The sequence below is a fragment of the Pseudomonas sp. PS01298 genome (genome assembly GCF_029959745.1).
Classification (GTDB): Bacteria; Pseudomonadota; Gammaproteobacteria; order Pseudomonadales; family Pseudomonadaceae; genus Aquipseudomonas; species Aquipseudomonas aylmerensis.
In genome coordinates this window covers 1-20678 of the sequence record NZ_JASCPP010000107.1, presented here as the reverse complement: position 1 = coordinate 20678, position 20678 = coordinate 1, and the positions used below count along the sequence as shown (strand labels likewise).

Sequence of the window (20678 nt, the reverse complement as noted above, 5' to 3'; positions counted from 1 at the left end):
GGCTTGCTCGCGAATACGGTGTGTCATTCAACGCATCCGGCGACTGATTCTCAGCATTCGCGAGCAAGCCCGCTCCCACATTAAGCAGGTTCCAACCATATACCGAGAGTGACCCATGACGACTTTGCACGCAGAAGCGGTTGGCAAAAGGACCTGGCCGCAGTACCTCGGCTGGGGCCTGTTCCTGGTCCTGCTGGCCTGGGCCTGGCACGGCGCGGAAATGAACCCGCTGGCGCTGTACCGCGACTCCGGAAACATGGCGACCTTCGCCGCGGACTTCTTCCCGCCGGATTTCCACGAATGGCGCTCCTACCTCAAGGAGATGATCGTCACCGTGCAAATCGCCCTCTGGGGCACGGTGTTGGCCATCGTCTGCTCAGTGCCGCTGGGCATCCTGTGTGCCGACAACATCACCCCCTGGTGGGTCCACCAGCCGCTGCGCCGGGTCATGGATGCCTTCCGCTCGATCAATGAAATGGTGTTCGCGATGTTGTTCGTGGTTGCCGTCGGCCTTGGTCCCTTCGCCGGTGTCCTGGCCCTGTGGATCAGCACCACCGGCGTACTCGCCAAGCTGTTTGCCGAAGCCGTCGAGGCCATCGACCCGGGCCCGGTGGAAGGCGTGCGGGCCACTGGCGCGAGTGCCTTGCAGGAAGTCATCTACGGCGTGATCCCGCAGGTCATGCCGCTGTGGGTGAGCTACGCGTTGTACCGCTTCGAAGCCAACGTGCGGTCGGCCACGGTGGTGGGCATGGTCGGTGCCGGCGGGATCGGCGTGATCCTCTGGGAAAACATCCGCGCCTTCCAGTTCGTACAAACCTGCGCGGTGCTGCTGGTGATCATCGTGGTGGTGAGCTTGATCGACGTGCTGTCCCAACGCCTGCGCAAGCAGTTCATCTGACCTTGGAGGGGTGCCCGCGCGGCGCTTTTTTTAAGCATGCAGTTGTCTAGACAAGAAGAGCCGGTGTACCGCGAACTCGCGGACATCCTGCGCCGTGAACTGAGCAGCTACCAAGCCGGCGACTTCCTCCCCGGCGAGGTGCACATGGCCGAACGCTTCGGCGTCAACCGCCACACCCTGCGCCGCGCCATCGATGAGCTGGTGTTCGAGGGCAGTCTGTTGCGCCGCCAGGGCAAGGGCACCCAGGTGCTCGACCGGCCGCTGATCTACTCGATGGGCGCCGAGACCTCCTACAGCCAATCCTTGTCGGCCCAGGGTGTCGGTGTCGAGGCGGTGCTGCTCAAGCGCCGCTACTGCTACGCCAGCCGCGAGGAAGCCGGGCACCTGGGCATCGCCGAAATGGCGCCGATGATCGAGCTGCAAACCCTACGCAAACTCGACCACCAGCCCGTCAGCCTGATCCGCCATCGCTACTGCGCCAGCCGCGCGCCGTTGCTGGCCGACTACACCGGCGGCTCGTTGCGCCAGTACCTGCGTGAGCGTGACCTGCCGCTGACGCGCACCCAAAGCCTGATCGGTGCGCGCTTGCCCAACCGTGATGAAGCCGCGCTGCTGCTGATGCCCCGGCATTTGCCGGCCCTCACCGTGTTTACCCTTTCCTGCGATCGCGATGGCCGCCCGGTGGAGCTGGCGCAGTCCACCAGCCGTTCGGATCGCTTCCAGTACCAAGTGGTGACTTGATGGAGACCACGATGAACCTGTCCCCGCGTCAACACTGGATTGGCGTGCTTGCCCGCGCCCAACTCAGTGAACTGCAACCGCATGAAGCCGCGTTGAAAGACGTGGAATACCAGACCATTCGCGCTCCGGAAATCGGCATGACCCTGGTGCGCGGCCGCATGGGCGGTAATGGCGCGCCGTTCAATCTCGGCGAAATGAGCGTGACCCGCTGCGTGGTGCGCCTGGCTGATGGTCGCACCGGCTACAGCTACCTGGCCGGGCGCGACAAGGTCCACGCCGAACTGGCCGCCCTGGCCGACGCCCACCTGCAAGGCGCTCATCCGAGCATTTGGCTCAGCGACCTGATCACCGCGCTGGCCAGTGCCCAGGCACAACGCCGCGCGCAAAAAGAAGCCGACACGGCGGCCACCAAGGTCGAGTTTTTCACCCTGGTGCGAGGAGAAAACTGATGAGTGCTCACCTGTTGCAACCGGCGTTTGTCGACCCGGTCCTGGATGCCCAGCGCGGCTTTCGCGCCGCCCTCAAGGCCCTGGCCGAACCGGGTTTGATCCAGCACCTGCCTTCGGCCCCGCGCCTTGACGGGCTGGCGCCCGCCACCTACGCCTTGTGCCTGGCGCTGCTGGATGTGGACACGCCGCTATGGCTGGCGCCGAGCTTCGACACGCCGCTGATCCGCGCCAACCTGGCCTTCCACTGCGGTTGCCCGCTCACGGATAAGCGCGAGGACGCCGTGTTTGCACTGCTGGGCGAGCAGGACCTGCTCGACCTCGGCGGCTTCGACCACGGCAATGACCGCTATCCCGATCAGTCCTGCACTTTGCTGGTGCAGCTCACTGACCTGGAAGCCGGTCGCGGCTTGCTCTGGCGCGGCCCGGGCATCCAGGCCCAGCGCCGGGTGCACGTGCCGGTGCCACAAGCTTTCTGGCACGAGCGTCAGCGCCGCGAAGCCTTTCCGCGTGGCCTGGACGTGCTGTTCGCCGCCGGCCATCACCTGATCGGCCTGCCGCGCAGCAGCCGCATCGCAGAGGAGCACGCCTGATGTACGTAGCCGTCAAAGGTGGCGAACAGGCCATCGACAATGCCCACCGCCTGCTGGCAAAAAAACGCCGGGGCGATACCGCGATTCCTGAACTCAGTGTCGAGCAGATTCGCCAGCAACTGCCCCTGGCCGTGGCCCGCGTGATGACCGAGGGCTCGCTGTTCGACGCCGAACTCGCCGCGCTCGCGATCAAGCAAGCGGCGGGGGATCTGGTGGAGGCGATCTTCCTGTTGCGCGCCTACCGCACCACGCTGCCGCGCTTCAGCCCGAGCCTGCCGATCGACACCGCGCAAATGTCCTTGAGCCGGCGCTTGTCCGCCACGTTCAAGGACGTGCCCGGCGGCCAACTGCTCGGCCCGACTTTCGACTACACCCATCGGCTGCTGGATTTTGCGCTGCTGGCCGAAGGCGAGTATCCGGGGCCGCAGACCACGCCCGAGGCGACGCTCGAAGCCTGCCCGCGCGTGCTCGGTTTGCTCGCCAAGGAAGGCCTGATCAAGCACGAAACCGACGACAACGCGCGTGTCGCCGACATCACCCGCGACCCGCTGGAGTACCCCGCCAGCCGCGCCGAGCGCCTGCAGGCCCTGGCCCGTGGCGATGAAGGGTTTCTGCTGGCGCTGGGGTATTCGACCCAGCGCGGCTATGGCCGTAACCACCCGTTTGCCGGCGAGATTCGCATCGGCGACGTGGAGGTGTGGATCGACCCCGAAGAGCTGGGTTTCCCGATCTGCCTGGGCAGCATCGAAGTGACCGAGTGCGAGATGGTCAACCAGTTCGTTGGCTCGGCCACCGAGCTTGCGCAGTTCACGCGCGGTTATGGCCTGGCGTTCGGGCATGCCGAGCGCAAGGCCATGGGCATGGCGCTGGTCGACCGCTCACTGCGCGCCGGGGAATACAACGAAGAGATCGTCTCGCCGGCCCAGCGCGAGGAGTTTGTGCTGGCGCATTGCGACAACGTCGAGGCGGCGGGCTTTGTTTCGCACCTCAAATTACCGCACTACGTGGACTTCCAGTCCGAACTGGAACTGATCCGCAAACTGCGCCAACCGGCCGAGGGCACCCGCCATGAATGACCTGACGCAAGCGCCGGTACGCGACCCGGCCTACAACTTCGCCTACCTCGACGAGCAGACCAAGCGCATGATCCGCCGCGCCTTGCTCAAGGCCGTGGCGATCCCCGGTTACCAGGTGCCGTTCGGCGGTCGCGAGATGCCGTTGCCGTATGGCTGGGGCACCGGCGGCATGCAACTGACCGCCGCGATCCTCGGCGCCGATGACGTGCTCAAGGTCATCGACCAGGGCGCCGACGACACCACCAACGCCGTCTCGATTCGCCGCTTCTTCGCGCGCACCGCGGGCGTCGCTACCACCGAGGCGACCCCTGAGGCGACGGTGATCCAGACCCGCCACCGCATCCCGGAGACCCCGCTGCAGGCCGGCCAGGTCATGGTTTACCAGGTGCCGATCCCGGAACCGCTGCGCTTTATCGAACCGTCGGAAACCGAGACGCGCACCATGCACGCCCTGAATGATTACGGCGTGATGCACGTGAAGCTCTACGAAGACATCGCCACCTTTGGCCATATCGCCACCAGCTATGCGTACCCGGTGATGGTCGATGAGCGCTACGTGATGGACCCGTCGCCGATCCCCAAATTCGACAACCCCAAGCTCGACATGAGCCCGGCCTTGATGCTGTTCGGCGCCGGTCGCGAAAAGCGCCTGTACGCAGTGCCGCCCTACACCCAGGTCACCAGTCTGGACTTCGAGGATCACCCGTTCGAAGTGCAGCAGTGGGAGCACAACTGCGCCATCTGCGGCAGCCATGAATCGTTCCTCGATGAGCTGATTCTGGATGACGCCGGGACCCAGAGTTTCGTGTGTTCCGACACCTGGTATTGCGCCCAGCGGGTCAAGGAGAACAACCAGTGAGCCAGCCGTTATTGCAAGTCCGCGACCTGTCCCTGTTGTACGGCCCGGAGAAGGGTTGCCAGGGCGTCAGTTTTGACCTGTATCCCGGCGAAGTGCTGGGCATCGTCGGCGAGTCCGGTTCGGGCAAATCCACCTTGCTCTCGCTGCTGAGCGGGCGTTTGCCACCGCAGTCGGGGAGCATCGGCTATCGCAGCAAAGACGGCGAATGGCTTGACCTCTACAGCGCCAGCGAAGCCGAGCGCCGCACCTTGCTGCGCACCGAATGGGGCTTTGTCGAGCAGAACCCCCGCGACGGCCTGCGCATGGGCGTGTCGGCCGGCGCGAATATCGGCGAGCGCCTGATGGCCCAGGGCGTGCGCAACTATGCGCAACTGCGCGGTGCCGGCCTGGACTGGCTGGGCCAGGTGGAAATCGATCCGCAGCGTATCGATGACCTGCCGCGCACTTTCTCGGGCGGCATGCAGCAGCGCCTGCAAATCGCCCGAAACCTGGTTTCGAGCCCGCGCCTGGTGTTCATGGATGAGCCAACCGGCGGCCTCGATGTGTCGGTGCAAGCGCGGCTGCTCGACCTGCTGCGCGGCCTGGTGCGTGAGCTGGACCTGGCGGTGGTGATCGTTACCCACGACCTGGCCGTGGCACGCCTGCTCGCTGATCGCCTGATGGTGATGCGTCGCTCGCGGGTGGTGGAAACCGGGTTGACCGACCAGATCCTCGACGATCCACAACACCCTTACTCTCAACTGCTGGTGTCTTCGGTACTGCAGCCATGACGAATGCCTTGATCGAGGTCCGTGACCTCTCGAAAACCTTCACCCTGCACCAGCAGCATGGGGTGGTACTCAACGTGCTGCGCGGCGTGGGGTTCAGCGTGCAGGCGGGCGAATGCCTGGTACTGCATGGCCAGTCCGGCGCGGGTAAGAGCACCTTGCTGCGTACCCTGTATGGCAACTATCTGCCGGCGGGCGGCAGCATCCGCGTACGTCATGCGCAGGCGTGGCTGGAGCTGGTCGGCGCGGCGCCGCGCGACATTCTGCAGGTGCGCCAGCAGACCCTCGGTTACGTCAGCCAATTCCTGCGGGTGATCCCGCGCGTGGCGTGCCTGGATGTGGTCATGGAGCCAGCGCTGGCGCGTGGCTGGTCCAAGGCCGATGCGCAGTCGCGTGCCGAGCACTTGCTGGCGCGCCTGAACATCCCCCAGCGCCTGTGGCAACTGGCGCCCGGGACCTTCTCCGGAGGCGAGCAGCAGCGCGTCAACATCGCCCGTGGCTTCATGGTGGAGTGGCCGGTGATGCTGCTGGACGAACCCACTGCGTCGCTGGATGACAGCAACCGCCAGGTGGTGCTGGAACTGATCAACGAAGCCAAGGCCGGCGGTGCCGCGCTGATCGGCATCTTCCACGACCGCGCTGCCCGTGAAGCGGTTGCCGACCGCCATTTCGACATGACCCCCACGCCCGTTGCCGAAGAGGAATACGCACATGCCCGCTGAACAGATCCTCAGTAATGCCCAGGTGGTCACCGCTGATCGCATGTTCCTCGGTTGCGTGGTGCTGCGCGACGGCAAGATCGTCGACATCGCCGAAGGTCGCAGCCAGTTGCCCCAGGCCCAGGATCTGGGCGGGGATTGCCTGCTCCCCGGCCTGGTGGAATTGCACACCGACAACCTGGAAAAACACATGACCCCGCGCCCCGGCGTGGACTGGCCGTCGACCTCGGCGGTGCTCAGCCACGATGCGCAAATCATCGCGGCGGGCATCACCACGGTGTTCGATGCGGTGTCCATCGGCGACGTGAACCCCAAGGGCAATCGCATGAAGAAGCTGCCGGCGATGCTCGACGCGATCGCTGCGGCAGAAGGCGCCGGCCTGACGCGCGCCGAGCATCACCTGCACCTGCGCTGCGAGTTGTGCCACCCCGACACCCTCAGCGTGTTCCGCGACCTGGTGGAAAACCCACTGGTGCGCCTGGTCTCGGTGATGGACCACTCGCCGGGCCAGCGCCAGTTCGTGCTCGAATCCAAGTACCGTGAGTACTACATGGGCAAGTACCACCTCAACGACGAAACCATGGACGCTTTTATCGTGCTGCAGATGGCCAACTCGCGGGAGTACAGCGACCGTTATCGCGCGGCCATCGTCGAGCACTGCCTGGGGCGCGGCCTGTCGGTGGCCAGCCATGACGACGCGACCCTGGCGCATGTGGAGGAGTCGGCGCGCTACGGCATGACCATCGCCGAATTCCCGACCACGCTGGAGGCGGCGAAGGGGTGTCAGGCACTCAACATGAAAGTCTTGATGGGCGCGCCGAACGTGGTGCGCGGTGGGTCGCACTCGGGTAATGTGGCCGCCGCCGGCCTGGCTGCCGAGGGATTGCTGGATATACTTTCCAGTGATTACTACCCGGCCAGCCTGTTGCAGGCTGCGTTCGTGCTGGCCGACCAGCAGGACGGCGGCGACCTGTCGCGGGCGGTCAAGATGATCAGCCTGGCGCCGGCGCAAGCGGCCGGGCTGACGGATCGCGGTGAAATTGCCATTGGCCTGCGCGCGGACCTGGTACAGGCCCGCAGCCGCGAAGGGCTTCCTGTAGTGCAACAAGTCTGGCGACAGGCGAAGAGGGTGTTTTGATGGTGGGCAGGTTGATCTATCTCATCGGGCCATCCGGTTCGGGCAAGGACAGCCTGCTGGATGCCGCACGCCCGCGCTTGGCCGAGCGCGGCTGCCGCATCGTGCGCCGCGTGATCACCCGCTCGGCGGAAGCGGTGGGTGAAGCGGCCCAGGGCGTGAGCCCGCAGCAGTTCGCGGCGCTGCAGGCCGAGGGTGGGTTTGCCCTCAGTTGGCAGGCCAATGGGTTGTCCTACGGGATTCCCCGGGAAATCGACGACTGGCTGGCGGCGGGGCAGGACGTGCTGGTCAACGGCTCGCGTGCGCACCTGGCGCAGACCCGCGAGCGCTATCCGAACCTGCTGGTGCTGTTGCTGACGGTGGATCAAGCCGTGTTGCGCCAGCGCCTGGTCGCGCGAGGACGCGAGTCCCTGGCGGATATCGAGGAGCGCCTGGCACGCAATGCACGCTTCACGGCGCAGCTGATCAGCGGCAACGGCGCGGGGTTGTTCGTGCTGGACAATTCCGGCCCGCTGGAACACACCGTCGAGCGCCTCCTGTGCTGCCTCGACCACGGGCACTCGGCATGCGCCTGACCCTGCTCGGCACCGGTGACGCGCGGCAAGTCCCGGTGTATGGCTGCGAGTGCGCGGCGTGCGCGATGGCGCGCAGCGATGCGAGCCTGCGCCGCCGACCGTGCAGCGCGCTGATCGAGTGCGGCGACCAGCGCTGGCTGATCGACAGCGGCTTGCCCGACCTCACCGAACGTTTCCCGCCGCGCAGTTTCAACGGGATTTTCCAGACCCACTATCACGCCGATCATGCGCAAGGCTTGCTGCACTTGCGCTGGGGCCAGGGGCTGGTGATACCGGTGCACGGCCCGGCGGATTCGGAAGGTTTGTCCGACCTCTACAAGCATCCCGGCATCCTCGATTTCAGCCAGCCGTTTGCCGCGTTCGAAACCCGGCAGTTCGGCGCGCTGAGCGTTACCGCGTTGCCGTTGCAACATTCCATGCTGACCCTGGGTTACCTGCTCGAAGGCGAGGGGCGCCGCATCGCCTACCTCACCGACACCGTCGGCCTGCCGCCTGACACGCTGGCCTGGTTGCAACGCGAGCCGCTGGATGTGCTGGTGCTGGATTGCTCCATGCCGCCGCAGCCGCAAGCTCCGCGTAATCACAATGACCTGACGCTGGCGTTGCAGAGTATTGCCGACACCGGTGCGCAGTTGGGGGTACTGACCCATGTGGGGCATACGCTGGATGCATGGCTGCTGGAACATCGGCGAAAGTTGCCACGGCATGTGACCGTGGGGTGGGATGGCCGGGTGCTTTAGCGCAGGCGCCTGTCAAGCGGCAAGGTCCTGGCCCACGGGAAAACCACCATGAAAAAGTTGAGCGAATGTATCCGTGTCAGGGCGGCTTTGAAGCAGTAAGTGCCGGTCAATTGTGTGGGTTTATATTTTTATCGCGTGGAATCAACAGGTTTTCAGCCTCGCCCATATGTGTCTGGTTTTTTGAAGTGCAAGTGTTTTTTCGCGTGTTTTAGCAGGTGTTGCCCCACGCCGCGCTGTTTCAGGACGAACTAAATAAAGGCTGTTGCGCACTCATTTTTGCAGGGAAATTCAATCAGCCGATGCTCACGTGTCTGGCTCATTTATCCTCTAAAAAGAGCGCAAATTCCCATGATCAGTTCTGAGTCTTTATCGCGTACACCCCCACAGCAAACCTTGCCGCTTGCCGATCCCGGACCGTTTGGCGTGGGCGCCAGCGGCAAACCGACCTACACCACCGACCAGGCGGGCAAGCACATCACCCGCGATAACCTGCACTTTCACGACCGCAATAACGACAACAAGATAGATCTTTCCTACACCGTCGATCCCACTTTCTCTGCTGCGCAGCAGCAACGTGTGCGCCAGGCCGCCCAGTCCTGGCAGGACGTGGCCAATATCAGTTTCAAGGAGCGGGCGGCAGGTGCGGACTGCACGGTTCACGTCAGGAACAACCCACGTGGAGACCGTGGCGTCGCCATCTCACCCACGCGCGCCACCAGCAGCACCACCGCGACGATTGGCACACTGAAATCAGGCAGTTCGCCGGGGCTGGACAGCCACTTTTCGCTCACCGCCGTGCATGAAATCGGACACGCCATCGGCCTGCAGCATCCGGGTAACTACAATGGCGGTGATTCCACTTATGACAAGAGCGCTGTGTATGCCGGTGACACCAAGGCGCGCAGTGTCATGAGCTACTGGTCTGAAAAGCATCAGGCCGGTCACGATTTTCGCCACTGCAACCCCAGCGCGCCGATGATGGATGACATTGCCGCGGTGCAGCGGCTGTATGGGGCCAATCACCAGACCCGCAAGACCGACACCACCTATGGCTTCAACTCCAATACCGAGCGCGAAGCCATGACCCTCAAGAGCGCCACGGACAAACCGATCTTCTGCGTCTGGGATGGCGGGGGGGACGATACCCTGGATTTTTCCGGGTTTGCCCAGAACCAGAACATCAGCCTGAAGGCCGAGTCGTTTTCCGATGTGGGTGGCTTGAAGGGCAATGTCTCCATCGCCAAAGGCTGTACGGTTGAGAACGCCATCGGCGGTTCCGGACGGGATGTGTTGACGGGCAATGACGCGAACAATCGGCTCAAGGGCGGTGCGGGGGCCGACACATTGCGCGGCGGTGGGGGCGCGGATACGTTTATCTACGACAAGGCCAGTGACTCCACACCGCAGCAGCCGGACGTGATCGAGGACTTCACCACCGGGGTCGACAGGCTCGATGTCTCGGGCGCCTTGAGAGAGGCGGGGGTCGGCGCCCTGGTGTTTACTGACCGGTTCAGTGGCCGGGCCGGGGAGGCTGTGCTCAAGCATGACGCTGCCACGGGTCGTTCAAGCCTGGAGATAGACCTGAAGGGCACGGGCAATGCCGGCTTCATGGTCAAGGGCATCGGCCAGATCAAGCCGGGGGATGTGCTGTGGCAGGGGCAAACGGTGCCGAAGGTCGTGCCAGCACCGGTACCGGCACCGACGCCAGCACCCGTGCCCGCACCACCGCTACCGGCACCGCTTGATCCGACGGCAGGCATGATTTCAGTGTTAAGCGAAATGCTCGCCACGACGCTGTCGACCTTGCTGCAGTTAGTGCTGAACGTTGTCAGGCGTTGATCAGCGCTTCGACATACTCCACAAACGCGCGTGCCTTGGCGCTCGCCATCCGGCCGGTGGGGAACACTGCCCACAAATCCCGGGGCGGCAAATGCCAGTCCGCCAGCACGCGCTTGACCTCGCCGCTGGCCAGCTCCGGCGCGAACATCCAGCTGGAAGACAGTGTCAGGCCCAGATGGCTCAGTACGGCGGCGCGCACGCCTTCCGCCGCCGTCACGCGCACGCGGCCATGGGCAACGAGCGGGTAATGCGTGTCGCCTTGGGTAAAGTTCCAGTGCGAGCCTTCGCCTCGGGTGTAGATGATCGCCTGGTGCTGCAGCAAGTCCGCCGGGGTGGCGGGCTCGCCGAAGCGTTCGAAGTAGGCCGGGGTGCCGAGGATCACGCAGGGTGATTCACCGATCTTGCGCGCCGTGAGGCTGGAGTCATCCAGGTTGCCCATGCGCAGGGCGACGTCGATGCCTTCTTCCACCAGATTGAGCGTGCGGTCATCGAGCACCACGTCGACATTCACTCCCGGGTACTGCTCCAGGAACGCGCCCAGGTGCGGAATGATATGCATGCGGGCGAAGGTCACCGCTGCGCTGATACGCAGGTTGCCCGACAGCCCGGCGCCGGCTCCACGGGCGGCGTCGTCGGCCTCGTTGGCTTCGTCGATGGCGCGCCGGGCTTTCTCGAAAAACGCCAGGCCAGCCTCGGTGGGCGTAAGGCCACGGGTCGAACGCAACACCAGGCGCACCGCCAGGCGTGCTTCCAATTGCGCGATGCTCTTGGACACGGCGGGCTGGCCGATGCCCAGGCGCTTGGCAGCGGCCGAGAACGAACCGGTTTCGACAACGTGGACGAAAGTTTCCATGGCGGTAAGACGGTCCATCGGGTGTCCTTGGGTTATCGGGTGAGGGCGTCGAGCAGCGCCGAGGGTTCCGGGCGTTGAGTGTAATCCGGGTTGACCTCGGCGTAACGGATCACGCTGTCCTGGCCGATCACATAGCGGGCGGGCATGGGCAGTGTCCAGGCCGGATCGTCGTTGATCAGCGGCAGGTTGTTGCCCAGCGCCTTGTAGAGTTCGATCAAATAATCCGGCAATTGAAAGCGCAGCCCGAACGCATCGGCGACGTCGTTGTGGGTGTCGCTGAGGATCGGGAACCCCAGCCCGGCAATGCGCGTGGATTTGCGGCTGTTGGCGGCCGTTTGCGGCGACAGGGCCAGCAACTGGGTGCCGGCCGCCTTCAGGGTCGGCAGAAACGCCTGCAACGCCTGCAATTCCATAGTGCAGTAAGGGCACCACACACCTCGGTAGAACGTCAGCACCAGCGGCCCCTGGGCCAGCAGCCTGGCCGAGGACACCGCGTTGCCGTCGGCGTCCTTGAGGCTGAACAGCGGCGCTTTGTCTCCCACCTTGAGGGCACGTTGTGCTGCACCGCTGGCGATCAGCTCGGCGGTGGCGCGCTCCATGATCGGGTGGATATGCGCGGGCGCGTTGTAGGGCGGCTTGCCCGCTTTGAAATCAGCGCGGAAGGCATCGAGTGTGGCTTGAAGTGTCATGGCGGTAGTCCCTCGGGAGATGAGCCGGCTTGGCTGGAGGGGATGATGGGCGCGTCAGTGCGGGGGTAGAAGCGGGGTGCCGGGCATAGGATTTATGCGTTGAGGGAATGAACGCGTGCAATACCAACATTCGGTAAAACAGCCGCCAGTCGGGATCCCCGATTCTGTGCTTGAGTAAAGATAACTCTAGGGTTACTTTTATTCCGGCCAAGCCAAGGAGGCTGCGGTGCAAAGCAGGCTATTGATCAAGGAGCTGCAAGAGGCGGGTTGGGTGCTGGATCGGGTCACGGGCAGTCATCACATTTTTACTCACCGCTATAACCCGTACACGATCCCGGTGCCGCACCCCAAGAAGGACCTGCCGCTGGGCACCGTCAGAAGCATCAGGAAACGCGCCGGGCTGTTTCAGTTCTAAGGAGAGCATTCATGCAATACCCAATCTGTATCGAATGGGGCGATGACTTTACCGCCACCGGTATTCAGATCCCCGATATTCCAGGCGCGGTCACCGCCGGTGACAGTTTCGAAGAGGCGTACAACGCCGCCGTGGAAGTCGCGCACATCATGCTGCAAGAAATCGCCGCCGAAGGTGGGCCGATTCCGATGCCCACGTCGGTGGCCAATCATCACGCCCATGAAGACTACGCCGGGATGGGCTGGGGCATGCTCGAGCTGGACATCTCGCCCTATCTGGGCAAGACCGAGAAGGTCAACGTGACCTTGCCCGGTTATGTCATCCAGCGCATCGACCGTTATGTGCGCGAGCACAAGGTCAAAAGCCGCTCGTCATTCCTCGCGGACGCGGCCTTGGAGAAGCTGGTGCGCTCCTGAGGGCGATCAGGCCGTGGCGACCGTGACCTGGCGCGAAGCACTCAGGAAGCGCAACAGCGCCACCAGCGGGAACGCACTGCCCACCAGCATCACGCCCAGCCAGCCACCGTGCTCGTAGACGCTGCTGGCAATCGCCGAGCCGAAGGCGCCGCCGATGAAGATGCTGGTCATGTACAACGCGTTGAGGCGGCTGCGGCTGTTGGCGTCGAGGGCATAGATCGCGCGTTGGCCGAGGACCATGTTCATCTGCACGCAGAAGTCCAGGACCACGCCGGTCACCGCCAGGCCGATCACGCTGTACAGCGGGTGCACGAAGGCTGGCAGGAAGCTCAGCACGGCAAACAGCATGGCCAGCAGTGAGGCGCGGTGAGTATGGCCGGCATCGGCCAGGCGGCCGGCGATGGGCGCAGCGATGGCACCCAGGGCACCGACCAGTGCGAACAACGCGATCTCACTTTGGCTCAGCCCATGATTGCGCGCCAGCTCCAGCGGTGCGGCGGTCCAGAACAGGCTGAAGGTGGCAAACATGCAGCCCTGGTAGAACGCACGTTGGCGCAGCAGGGGTTGTTCACGCAACAAGGTGCCGAGCGAGCCGAGCAGTTGGCCATAGCTGGCGCTGTGGTCAGGCTGGCGCTTGGGGATGGTCAGCATCAGCACCACGCTGATGAACGCCATCAGCGCGGCCGCCGCCATGAACATCGCCCGCCAGCCGAAGTGGTCCGCGACCACACTGGACACCGGCCGCGCCAGCAGAATGCCGAGCAGCAGCCCGCCCATGATGCTGCCCACCACCCGGCCACGGGATTCGGCGGGTGCCAGATGGGCGGCCAGCGGGATCAGGATTTGCACCGACACCGAACTGAAGCCGATCAGCAACGACACCAGCAGGAACAGGTTCGGCTGCTCGGTGAAGGCTGCGCCCAGCAGGCTCGCAATGGCCACCACGGTGGTGGTGATCATCAGCTTGCGGTTTTCCAGCAGGTCGCCCAGCGGTACCAGGAAAAACAGGCCGAGGGCATAACCGATTTGCGTCAGGGACACGATCAGGCTGGCCATCGCCGGGGTGAGGCCGATGTCCGGTGCGATCAGTTCGATGATCGGCTGCGCGTAGTAGATGTTGGCGACAATGGCGCCGCAGCAGAACGCAAACAGCATCACCATCGCGCGGGTCATGGTGGTTGTAGGGTGTGAGGTAGCGTTCATGGTGTTCTCATAAAAGCGGAGGAAGTAGGCGAGCGAGAGTAGAGACAAGGTGCAACGGCGAGTAGGCCGCTGGTGGTGATAACACTCATGCCGGGAATTAATGACTGAAACGTTAACTTTCGCGTCGAACGGCAATGATACATTCAGACACAACTGCCGAAACAGGAAATCCATTGCGATGAAGATCACGTTGAACAAGATGCTCCTGGCTTCCACCCTTGCCGCCGCCATGGCTGTCGGCCTGGCGAACGCGGCCGATGCCCCACGCGTGGGTGTGCGTGGCGCCATCACGGCGATCGACGGCGACGCGATGCACGTCAAGGTCAACAGTGGTGAAGACGTCACCGTGCACCTGACAAAAGACACCCAGGTCCGTGCCGTGACGCTGGCCAGGATCGACGAGATCAAGCCCGGCAGCTACATCGGCTCGGCTGCCATGCCCAACGCCGACGGCACCCTGACTGCGCTCGAAGTGCATGTGTTCCCGCCGGCGATGGCCGGCACGGGCGACGGGCACCGGGCGTTCGACCTCAAAGAAGGCAGCAGCATGACCAACGGCACGGTCGGCGACCTGGTGGTCAGCAACGGGCGGACGTTGACCGTCAAATACAAGGGGGGCGAGCAGAAGATCGTGGTGCCGGATGATGTGCCGATCGTCAACCTGGAGCCAGGCGACCGCAGCTTGCTCAAGCCGGGGGTGAAGGTGGTGATGTTTGCGGCGAAGGACGCGGACGGGACGGTGACGGCGCAGGCTATCTCGGCCGGCAAAGATGGCGTGACACCGCCGATGTAAGGGCCAGGCGCATCCCCCAATGCAGGCGCTGGCTGGCCTGCGATAGCATCACCTCGGTATGCCTGATACGTCGAGGTGTCTGCATCGCAGGCCAGCCAGCTCCCACACGGGGCTGCGTTTGTTCAGTTATTGACCGCTGTAGATCTGGTCGAAAACACCGCCATCATTGAAGTGGGTTTTCTGCACGGTGCGCCAGTCGCCGAAGGTCTTCTCTACCGAGAGGAATTCGACTTTCGGGAAACGGTCGGTGTACTTGGCCAGTACCTTCGCGTCGCGTGGGCGCAGGTAGTTGTTGGCGGCGATTTCCTGGCCTTCCGGCGACCACAGGTACTTCAGGTAGTCTTCGGCGGCCGCGCGGGTGCCTTTCTTCTCGACCACTTTGTCGACCACCGACACCGGCGGCTCGGCTTCGGCAGAGACGCTTGGGTAGATCACTTCGAACTGATCACGGCCGAATTCGCGGGCGATCATTTCTGCTTCGTTTTCAAAGGTCACCAGCACGTCGCCGATCTGGTTGGTCATGAACGTGGTGGTCGCGGCGCGGCCACCGGTGTCCAGCACAGGCGCCTGCTTGAACAGCTTGCCGACAAAGGCCTTGGCCTTGTTCTCATCGCCGCCGTTTTTCAGCACGTAGCCCCAGGCCGACAGGTAGGTGTAGCGGCCGTTACCGGAAGTCTTCGGGTTGGGCACGATCACTTGCACGCCGTCTTTCAACAGGTCCGGCCAGTCTTTCAGGGCTTTCGGGTTGCCCTTGCGCACAATAAACACCGTGGCGGAGGTGAATGGCGCGCTGTTGTTCGGCAGGCGCGTGACCCAGTTGTCCGGCACCAGCTTGCCGTTGTCGGCCAGGGCGTTGATGTCGGTGGCCATGTTCATGGTGATCACGTCAGCCGGCAGGCCGTCGATTACCGAACGCGCTTGTTTGCTGGAGCCGCCGAAGGACATCTGCAGGGTCAGCTTGTCGTTCGGGTGCTCGGCGTCCCAGTGTTTCTGGAAGGCGGCGTTGTAGTCCTTGTAGAAATCGCGCATCACGTCATACGAGACGTTGAGCAGAGTGACCGGGGCTGCCTGGACGGCGCCCGCCAGGGCAAGGCCGGCGGCCAGTAGAGAGGCGCTAACGAGTTTTTTCACTGCTCATTCCTTGTTGTTCGAGAAGGTTATCGATTGAGTGAGGGCATTTTGCCAGCGACTATAGCTGGGCCTGCATAGACGCTTAAAGATTAAAACGCACTTTGCTTATTCCACTTTCTTAAACAGCGCATTGCCACAGCGCGAGCAGAACGCCGCGTTGGGCTCGTGGCTGTTCTTGTTGCACACCGGGCAGTCGGTTTGCAGCTGCTCACCGCGCATGGCACTGGCCAGTTCGGCGGTAAAAATCCCCGTCGGCACGGCGATGATCGAGTAACCGGTGATCATCACCAGTGACGAAATCACCTGGCCCAGCGGGGTCTTGGGCACGATATCGCCAAAGCCCACGGTGGTCAGGGTCACGATCGCCCAATAGATGCCTTTGGGAATGCTGGTAAACCCGTGTTCCGGGCCTTCGATCACGTACATCAAGGTGCCGAATACGGTAACCAGGGTGCACACGCTGACCAGGAACACCACGATCTTCTGCTTGCTGCCGCGCAGCGCGGCCATCAGGTAATTGGCTTGCTTGAGGTAAGGGCTGAGCTTGAGCACGCGGAAGATCCGCAGCATCCGGATGATGCGGATGATCAGCAGGTACTGGGCGTCGCTGTAATACAGCGCGAGGATGCCGGGGACGATGGCGAGCAAATCCACCAGCCCATAGAAGCTGAAGGCATAGCGCAGCGGCTTGGGCGAGCAGTACAGGCGCAGGCCGTACTCGATGGCGAAAATGATGGTGAAGCCCCACTCGATGTAGGCCAGCACGTCGGCGTAGTTATCGTGGACGGTCTGGATACTGTCGAGGATCACAATTACCAGGCTGGCGAGGATGATCAGCAGCAAGGTGCTGTCGAAGCGCCGGCCGGCCGCTGTGTCGCTTTGAAAAACCATGACGTAGAGCCGCTGACGCCAGTCGTTGTTGCTGTCCATAAAGCCCGCCTGAATCGAATATCGAGCAAGCCTAGGGGGATTCGAAGGGGCTGTCCATGCGGGGTTTACCCAGCATCCGGCGACCGGCACGCACCAGCCAGCACGCGAGGATGAACGGGGCGGTCAACGCCGGCAGGTGCAGCGCGGCAAAGCCTGGCGTGAGGACGATTGCCAGCAGGATGCCGAGCAGTGGTTGCCAGGCGTGGCGGCGCGTCTGGCACAGGGCCAGTGCCGCCAGCGCGGGGTTGTAGCTGTGCAGGCCGAGCAGGGCGCTGGCGGTCTCGTCGAGCAGTAGCGCGATCAGCACTCCGCAGAGGGCGCCGGTCAAGGCCCAGAGGGCGGCACGCCGATTGGCCAGCCACAGGCCAAGCGCGATCAGCGCACCGGCCAGGGGCTGGTCGAGCAGCATGATTTGCGCGAGCCCGGTAAAAGGCGCGGTCAGGACGGCCAAGGTGTCGGCTTCGCCGAGTGCAAACGTGTTCGGCGGCACGCTGCCCAGCAACAGCCAGCCGAGGCCGACAAACGGCGCGGTGTAGGCGGGCAGGTCATCGGGGCGGGTTGCGTGTTTGAGCCATTGTCGCGTGAGCATCGCACTCAAGCCGCCGCACGCCAGGATCAGCGGTGGCAGCACGGCCGACCAGGCAAAGTACTGGCTGATCAGCAAACCCAGCAGTACGCCGTTGTAGCTATACAGGCCGGCCTGGCGTTCGGCCTTGGGATAACCCCGGCGTTGGGCCGTGAGCAAACCGGCGACGCCTCCCAGCAACGCCCCGCCGAGCAGGGCCGGGGCGCCGATCAGGATGGCCAGCAGGCACAGCAGGCCACACAGGGGATGGCGCTGCAGGAAGATCTGGCTGAAGCCGTTGAGCAAGGCTTCGGCCCAGTCGGGGCAGGATTGGTTGGACATGGTGGGTGAGTCTGAGGGACCGAGTTGCCCCCAATCGCCGGCAAGCCAGCTCCCACATTTGAATCGGTTCACCAATCAAAATGTGGGCGCCGGGCTTGCCCGCGATGAGGCCTGAACAGACGCTAGATCAACGTCTCGATACGCAGCGAATTGGTCGACCCCGGTTGCCCGAACGGCACTCCCGCGGTAATCACCAACGTATCCCCACGCTGCGCCATCCCCTGGGCCTGGGCGATCTCCAGCGCGGTCGAACACACTTCATCGACCTGGCGCAGCCGATCATTGACCACCGAATGCACGCCCCACGCCACGCTCAAGCGGCGCGCAGTGGAGAGATTCGGCGTGAGGTTGAGGATCGGCGCCACCGGCCGTTCCCGCGCCGCGCGCAGGCTGGAGCTGCCGGACTCGCTGTAGTTCACCAGCACCGCCACCGGCAGGATGCTGCTGATCCGCCGGATCGCACAGCTGATGGCGTCCGACACCGTGGCGTCCGCCTTGGGCCGGCTGACGTCCAGTTGCGTCTGGTAGTCCGGGCCGTTTTCGACCTGGCGGATGATCTTGCTCATCATCTGCACGGCTTCCAGGGGGTACTCGCCGGACGCGGTTTCCGCCGACAGCATCACCGCATCGGCGCCTTCGGCCACGGCGTTGGCGACATCGGTGACTTCGGCGCGAGTCGGTGCCGGGGAGAAACGCATGGACTCGAGCATCTGCGTGGCCACCACCACCGGCTTACCCAACTGGCGGCAGGTGCTGATGATGTCTTTCTGGATCTGCGGCACGCTCTCGGCGGGCACTTCCACACCCAGGTCGCCTCTGGCCACCATGATCGCGTCGCTCAGCTCGGCGATTTCCTGCAGGCGCTGCACGGCCGAGGGTTTCTCGATCTTGGCCATCAGGAACGCTTTGTCGCCGATCAACTCACGGGCTTCGCGGATGTCTTCCGGGCGTTGCACGAACGACAGCGCCACCCAGTCCACACCCAGTTCCAGGCCGAACCTCAGGTCGCTGCGGTCCTTGGCGGTGAGCGGGCTGAGTTCCAGCAGCGCCTGTGGGACATTCACACCTTTGCGGTCGGACAATTCGCCGCCATTCAGCACCGTGGTGTCGATGGCATCCGCATGCTTGGTGATGACCCGCAGGCGCAATTTGCCGTCATCCAGCAACAGGTCCATGCCGGGCTCCAGCGCCGCGATGATTTCCGGGTGCGGCAGGTTGATCCGACGCTGGTCGCCCGGTGTGGGGTCCAGGTCCAGGCGCAGGGCCTGGCCACGCACCAATTGCACCTTGCCTTCGGCAAAGCGCCCGACCCGCAGCTTCGGCCCTTGCAGGTCCATGAGGATGCCCAGCGGGTAGTTCAGCTGGCGCTCGACCTGGCGAATCCACTGGTAGCGCTGGGCGTGATCGGCGTGTTCGCCGTGGCTGAAGTTGAGGCGAAAGATATTCACGCCGGCCTCCACCAGCTCGCGGATATCATCGATACCGTCGGTGGCCGGGCCCAGGGTGGCGAGGATTTTGACCTTCTTGTCAGGCGTCATGTTTGGCAGTCTCAAGGATCAGGATGGCGCGGAAATCATTGACGTTGGTGCGCGTCGGTTCGGTGACGATCAAGCCCTCGAGCGCGGCGAAATAGCCGTAGCCGTTGTTGTTATCCAGCTCGTCGCTGGCCGACAGGCCCAAGGCCTCGGCGCGGGCATAGCTGCAGGGGGTCATGATGGCGCCGGCGTTGTCTTCGGAGCCGTCGATGCCGTCGGTATCACCGGCCAGGGCGTACACGCCCGGCAAGCCCTTGAGGCTGTCGGTCAGGCTCAGCAGGAATTCGGCATTGCGCCCGCCACGGCCATTGCCGCGCACGGTGACGGTGGTTTCGCCACCGGAGAGGATCACGCAGGGCGCCGCCAGTGGCTGGCCATGCTGCACGATTTGTCGGGCGATGCCGGCGTGCACCTTGGCCACGTCCCGCGCTTCGCCTTCAAGGTCGCCGAGGATCAGCGGGCTGAACCCGGCCTGGCGGACTTTCACCGCGACCGCTTCCAGTGATTGCTGCGGGCGCGCGATCAATTGGAAGTGGCTGCGCGCGAGTGCCGGGTCACCCGGCTTGACGGTTTCCGAGGCCGGGTTCTGCAACCAGCTGCGTACCGAGGCGGGGGCGTCGATGCCGTAGCGCTTGAGGATCGCCAGCGCCTGTTGCGACGTGCTCGGATCGCCAACGGTGGGGCCGGAAGCAATCACCGTGGCCTGGTCGCCCGGCACATCGGAAATCGCATAGGTGTAGACCGTCGCCGGCCAGGCCGCCTTGGCCAGTCGGCCGCCCTTGATCGCCGAGAGGTGCTTGCGCACGCAATTCATCTCGCCAATGGTGGCGCCGGATTTGAGCAGGGCTTTGTTGATGGCTTGCTTGTCGGCCAGGGTGATGCCTTCGGCGGGCAGGGCGAGCAGTGCAGAGCCGCCGCCAGACAGCAGGAAGATCACGCGGTCGTCTTCAGTCAGGTTGCTGATCAATGCCAGCACGCGTTTGGCCACGGCGAGGCCGGCGGCATCGGGGACCGGGTGGGCGGCCTCGACCACTTCGATTTTCTTGCACGGCGCGCCGTGGCCGTAGCGCGTGACCACCAGGCCGGAGACTTCGCCCTGCCAGGCGTTTTCCACCACCAGGGCCATGGCGGCGGCGGCTTTGCCGGCGCCGATCACGATCACACGGCCGCTGCGGTCGGTGGGCAGATAAGGTTCGAGGACTTGCCGGGGGTGGGCGGCGTCGATGGCTGTGGCAAACAGCGCGCGAAGCAGGTGTTGCGGATCGACCGACATAAGCGGGCTCCCGGGGGATTCTTGTTATTAGGGGGGCATCAATTCCAGGCTGGAATGCGATCAAATGTGGGAGCGGGCTTGCTCGCGAATGCGTTCTGACATTCAACATCCCTGCTGACTGATACACCGCTTTCGCGAGCAAGCC

Annotated in this window: 23 protein-coding genes; 15 read left to right on the top strand and 8 right to left on the bottom strand. The window is 63.9% G+C overall.

Annotated elements, in window-relative coordinates; genetic code table 11:
* Positions 1 to 115: 115 nt before the first annotated feature.
* The 12 genes from phnE to QMX97_RS26430 all read left to right on the top strand — a co-directional run bounded on the left by phnE (position 116) and on the right by QMX97_RS26430 (position 10388).
* Positions 116 to 898, top strand: a complete 783-nt coding sequence (phnE, locus tag QMX97_RS26485; protein ID WP_058427920.1) for a phosphonate ABC transporter, permease protein PhnE — start codon at positions 116 to 118, stop codon at positions 896 to 898.
* Positions 899 to 934: 36 nt separating this feature from the next.
* Positions 935 to 1639, top strand: coding sequence for a phosphonate metabolism transcriptional regulator PhnF (gene phnF / locus QMX97_RS26480; protein ID WP_162946071.1), 705 nt, complete (start codon positions 935 to 937; stop codon positions 1637 to 1639).
* Positions 1639 to 2088 (top strand): phosphonate C-P lyase system protein PhnG, encoded by a 450-nt coding sequence (phnG, locus tag QMX97_RS26475; RefSeq protein ID WP_065901629.1) that lies wholly within the window; start codon positions 1639 to 1641, stop codon positions 2086 to 2088. The genes phnF and phnG overlap by 1 nt, the downstream gene beginning before the upstream one ends.
* The gene (gene phnH, locus QMX97_RS26470; protein ID WP_065901627.1) at positions 2088 to 2678 is read left to right on the top strand and encodes a phosphonate C-P lyase system protein PhnH; all 591 of its coding nucleotides are present in this window, start codon (positions 2088 to 2090) and stop codon (positions 2676 to 2678) included. The genes phnG and phnH overlap by 1 nt, the downstream gene beginning before the upstream one ends.
* Entirely contained in the window at positions 2678 to 3754 is a 1077-nt protein-coding gene (locus QMX97_RS26465; protein WP_120447979.1) for a carbon-phosphorus lyase complex subunit PhnI, read from the top strand. The genes phnH and QMX97_RS26465 overlap by 1 nt, the downstream gene beginning before the upstream one ends.
* Complete coding sequence (locus QMX97_RS26460; RefSeq protein WP_065901622.1) at positions 3747 to 4613, top strand: alpha-D-ribose 1-methylphosphonate 5-phosphate C-P-lyase PhnJ; 867 nt, start codon at positions 3747 to 3749, stop codon at positions 4611 to 4613. Before QMX97_RS26465 ends, QMX97_RS26460 begins: the two co-directional genes overlap by 8 nt.
* Complete coding sequence (gene phnK, locus QMX97_RS26455) at positions 4610 to 5383, top strand: phosphonate C-P lyase system protein PhnK (RefSeq protein WP_282397872.1); 774 nt, start codon at positions 4610 to 4612, stop codon at positions 5381 to 5383. Before QMX97_RS26460 ends, phnK begins: the two co-directional genes overlap by 4 nt.
* Positions 5380 to 6102: a phosphonate C-P lyase system protein PhnL gene (gene phnL, locus QMX97_RS26450; RefSeq protein ID WP_201143823.1), complete on the top strand. Its 723-nt coding sequence runs from the start codon at positions 5380 to 5382 to the stop codon at positions 6100 to 6102. The genes phnK and phnL overlap by 4 nt, the downstream gene beginning before the upstream one ends.
* The gene (locus QMX97_RS26445) at positions 6092 to 7237 is read left to right on the top strand and encodes an alpha-D-ribose 1-methylphosphonate 5-triphosphate diphosphatase (protein ID WP_065901617.1); all 1146 of its coding nucleotides are present in this window, start codon (positions 6092 to 6094) and stop codon (positions 7235 to 7237) included. Before phnL ends, QMX97_RS26445 begins: the two co-directional genes overlap by 11 nt.
* On the top strand, positions 7237 to 7809 hold the full coding sequence (phnN, locus tag QMX97_RS26440; RefSeq protein ID WP_065901615.1) for a phosphonate metabolism protein/1,5-bisphosphokinase (PRPP-forming) PhnN: 573 nt from the start codon (positions 7237 to 7239) through the stop codon (positions 7807 to 7809). Before QMX97_RS26445 ends, phnN begins: the two co-directional genes overlap by 1 nt.
* Positions 7800 to 8549 (top strand): phosphonate metabolism protein PhnP, encoded by a 750-nt coding sequence (gene phnP / locus QMX97_RS26435; protein WP_282397871.1) that lies wholly within the window; start codon positions 7800 to 7802, stop codon positions 8547 to 8549. Before phnN ends, phnP begins: the two co-directional genes overlap by 10 nt.
* 348 nt (positions 8550 to 8897) lie before the next feature.
* Positions 8898 to 10388, top strand: coding sequence for a M10 family metallopeptidase C-terminal domain-containing protein (locus tag QMX97_RS26430; protein ID WP_282397870.1), 1491 nt, complete (start codon positions 8898 to 8900; stop codon positions 10386 to 10388).
* Here the strand turns inward: QMX97_RS26430 and QMX97_RS26425 are convergent.
* Entirely contained in the window at positions 10378 to 11259 is an 882-nt protein-coding gene (locus QMX97_RS26425) for a LysR family transcriptional regulator (RefSeq protein ID WP_120447983.1), read from the bottom strand. The genes QMX97_RS26430 and QMX97_RS26425 overlap by 11 nt on opposite strands.
* A gap of 14 nt (positions 11260 to 11273) precedes the next feature.
* Positions 11274 to 11930, bottom strand: coding sequence for a peroxiredoxin-like family protein (locus QMX97_RS26420; protein ID WP_282397869.1), 657 nt, complete (start codon positions 11928 to 11930; stop codon positions 11274 to 11276).
* Between the two features lie 226 nt (positions 11931 to 12156).
* On the opposite strand from QMX97_RS26420, the gene QMX97_RS26415 reads away from it, so the two are divergent.
* Both QMX97_RS26415 and QMX97_RS26410 read left to right on the top strand, forming a co-directional pair.
* A complete protein-coding gene (locus tag QMX97_RS26415; protein WP_065901605.1) occupies positions 12157 to 12345 on the top strand; it encodes a type II toxin-antitoxin system HicA family toxin in 189 nt (62 codons plus the stop codon).
* An 11-nt stretch (positions 12346 to 12356) separates the two neighbouring features.
* Positions 12357 to 12761, top strand: coding sequence for a type II toxin-antitoxin system HicB family antitoxin (locus tag QMX97_RS26410; RefSeq protein ID WP_016978509.1), 405 nt, complete (start codon positions 12357 to 12359; stop codon positions 12759 to 12761).
* A gap of 6 nt (positions 12762 to 12767) precedes the next feature.
* Here the strand turns inward: QMX97_RS26410 and QMX97_RS26405 are convergent, their stop codons facing one another.
* Positions 12768 to 13964, bottom strand: coding sequence for an MFS transporter (locus tag QMX97_RS26405; protein WP_083221339.1), 1197 nt, complete (start codon positions 13962 to 13964; stop codon positions 12768 to 12770).
* Positions 13965 to 14142: 178 nt separating this feature from the next.
* Between QMX97_RS26405 and QMX97_RS26400 the strand changes: the two genes are divergently transcribed.
* Complete coding sequence (locus tag QMX97_RS26400) at positions 14143 to 14757, top strand: DUF5666 domain-containing protein (RefSeq protein WP_201143827.1); 615 nt, start codon at positions 14143 to 14145, stop codon at positions 14755 to 14757.
* Positions 14758 to 14883: 126 nt separating this feature from the next.
* Here QMX97_RS26400 and QMX97_RS26395 read toward each other — a convergent pair whose 3' ends face one another.
* The 5 genes from QMX97_RS26395 to QMX97_RS26375 form a co-directional block, all read right to left on the bottom strand.
* Entirely contained in the window at positions 14884 to 15888 is a 1005-nt protein-coding gene (locus tag QMX97_RS26395; protein ID WP_065901602.1) for a sulfate ABC transporter substrate-binding protein, read from the bottom strand.
* A gap of 105 nt (positions 15889 to 15993) precedes the next feature.
* Positions 15994 to 16818 (bottom strand): ion transporter, encoded by an 825-nt coding sequence (locus QMX97_RS26390; RefSeq protein ID WP_065901600.1) that lies wholly within the window; start codon positions 16816 to 16818, stop codon positions 15994 to 15996.
* Between the two features lie 31 nt (positions 16819 to 16849).
* Complete coding sequence (locus tag QMX97_RS26385; protein WP_282397868.1) at positions 16850 to 17725, bottom strand: urea transporter; 876 nt, start codon at positions 17723 to 17725, stop codon at positions 16850 to 16852.
* Between the two features lie 122 nt (positions 17726 to 17847).
* Positions 17848 to 19263 carry a pyruvate kinase gene (gene pyk / locus QMX97_RS26380; protein ID WP_065901596.1) on the bottom strand — a complete coding sequence of 472 codons (1416 nt, stop codon included), beginning with the start codon at positions 19261 to 19263 and terminating at the stop codon, positions 17848 to 17850.
* Positions 19253 to 20533, bottom strand: a complete 1281-nt coding sequence (locus QMX97_RS26375; protein ID WP_065901594.1) for a glycerate kinase — start codon at positions 20531 to 20533, stop codon at positions 19253 to 19255. The genes pyk and QMX97_RS26375 overlap by 11 nt, the downstream gene beginning before the upstream one ends.
* Positions 20534 to 20678 lie beyond the last annotated feature (145 nt).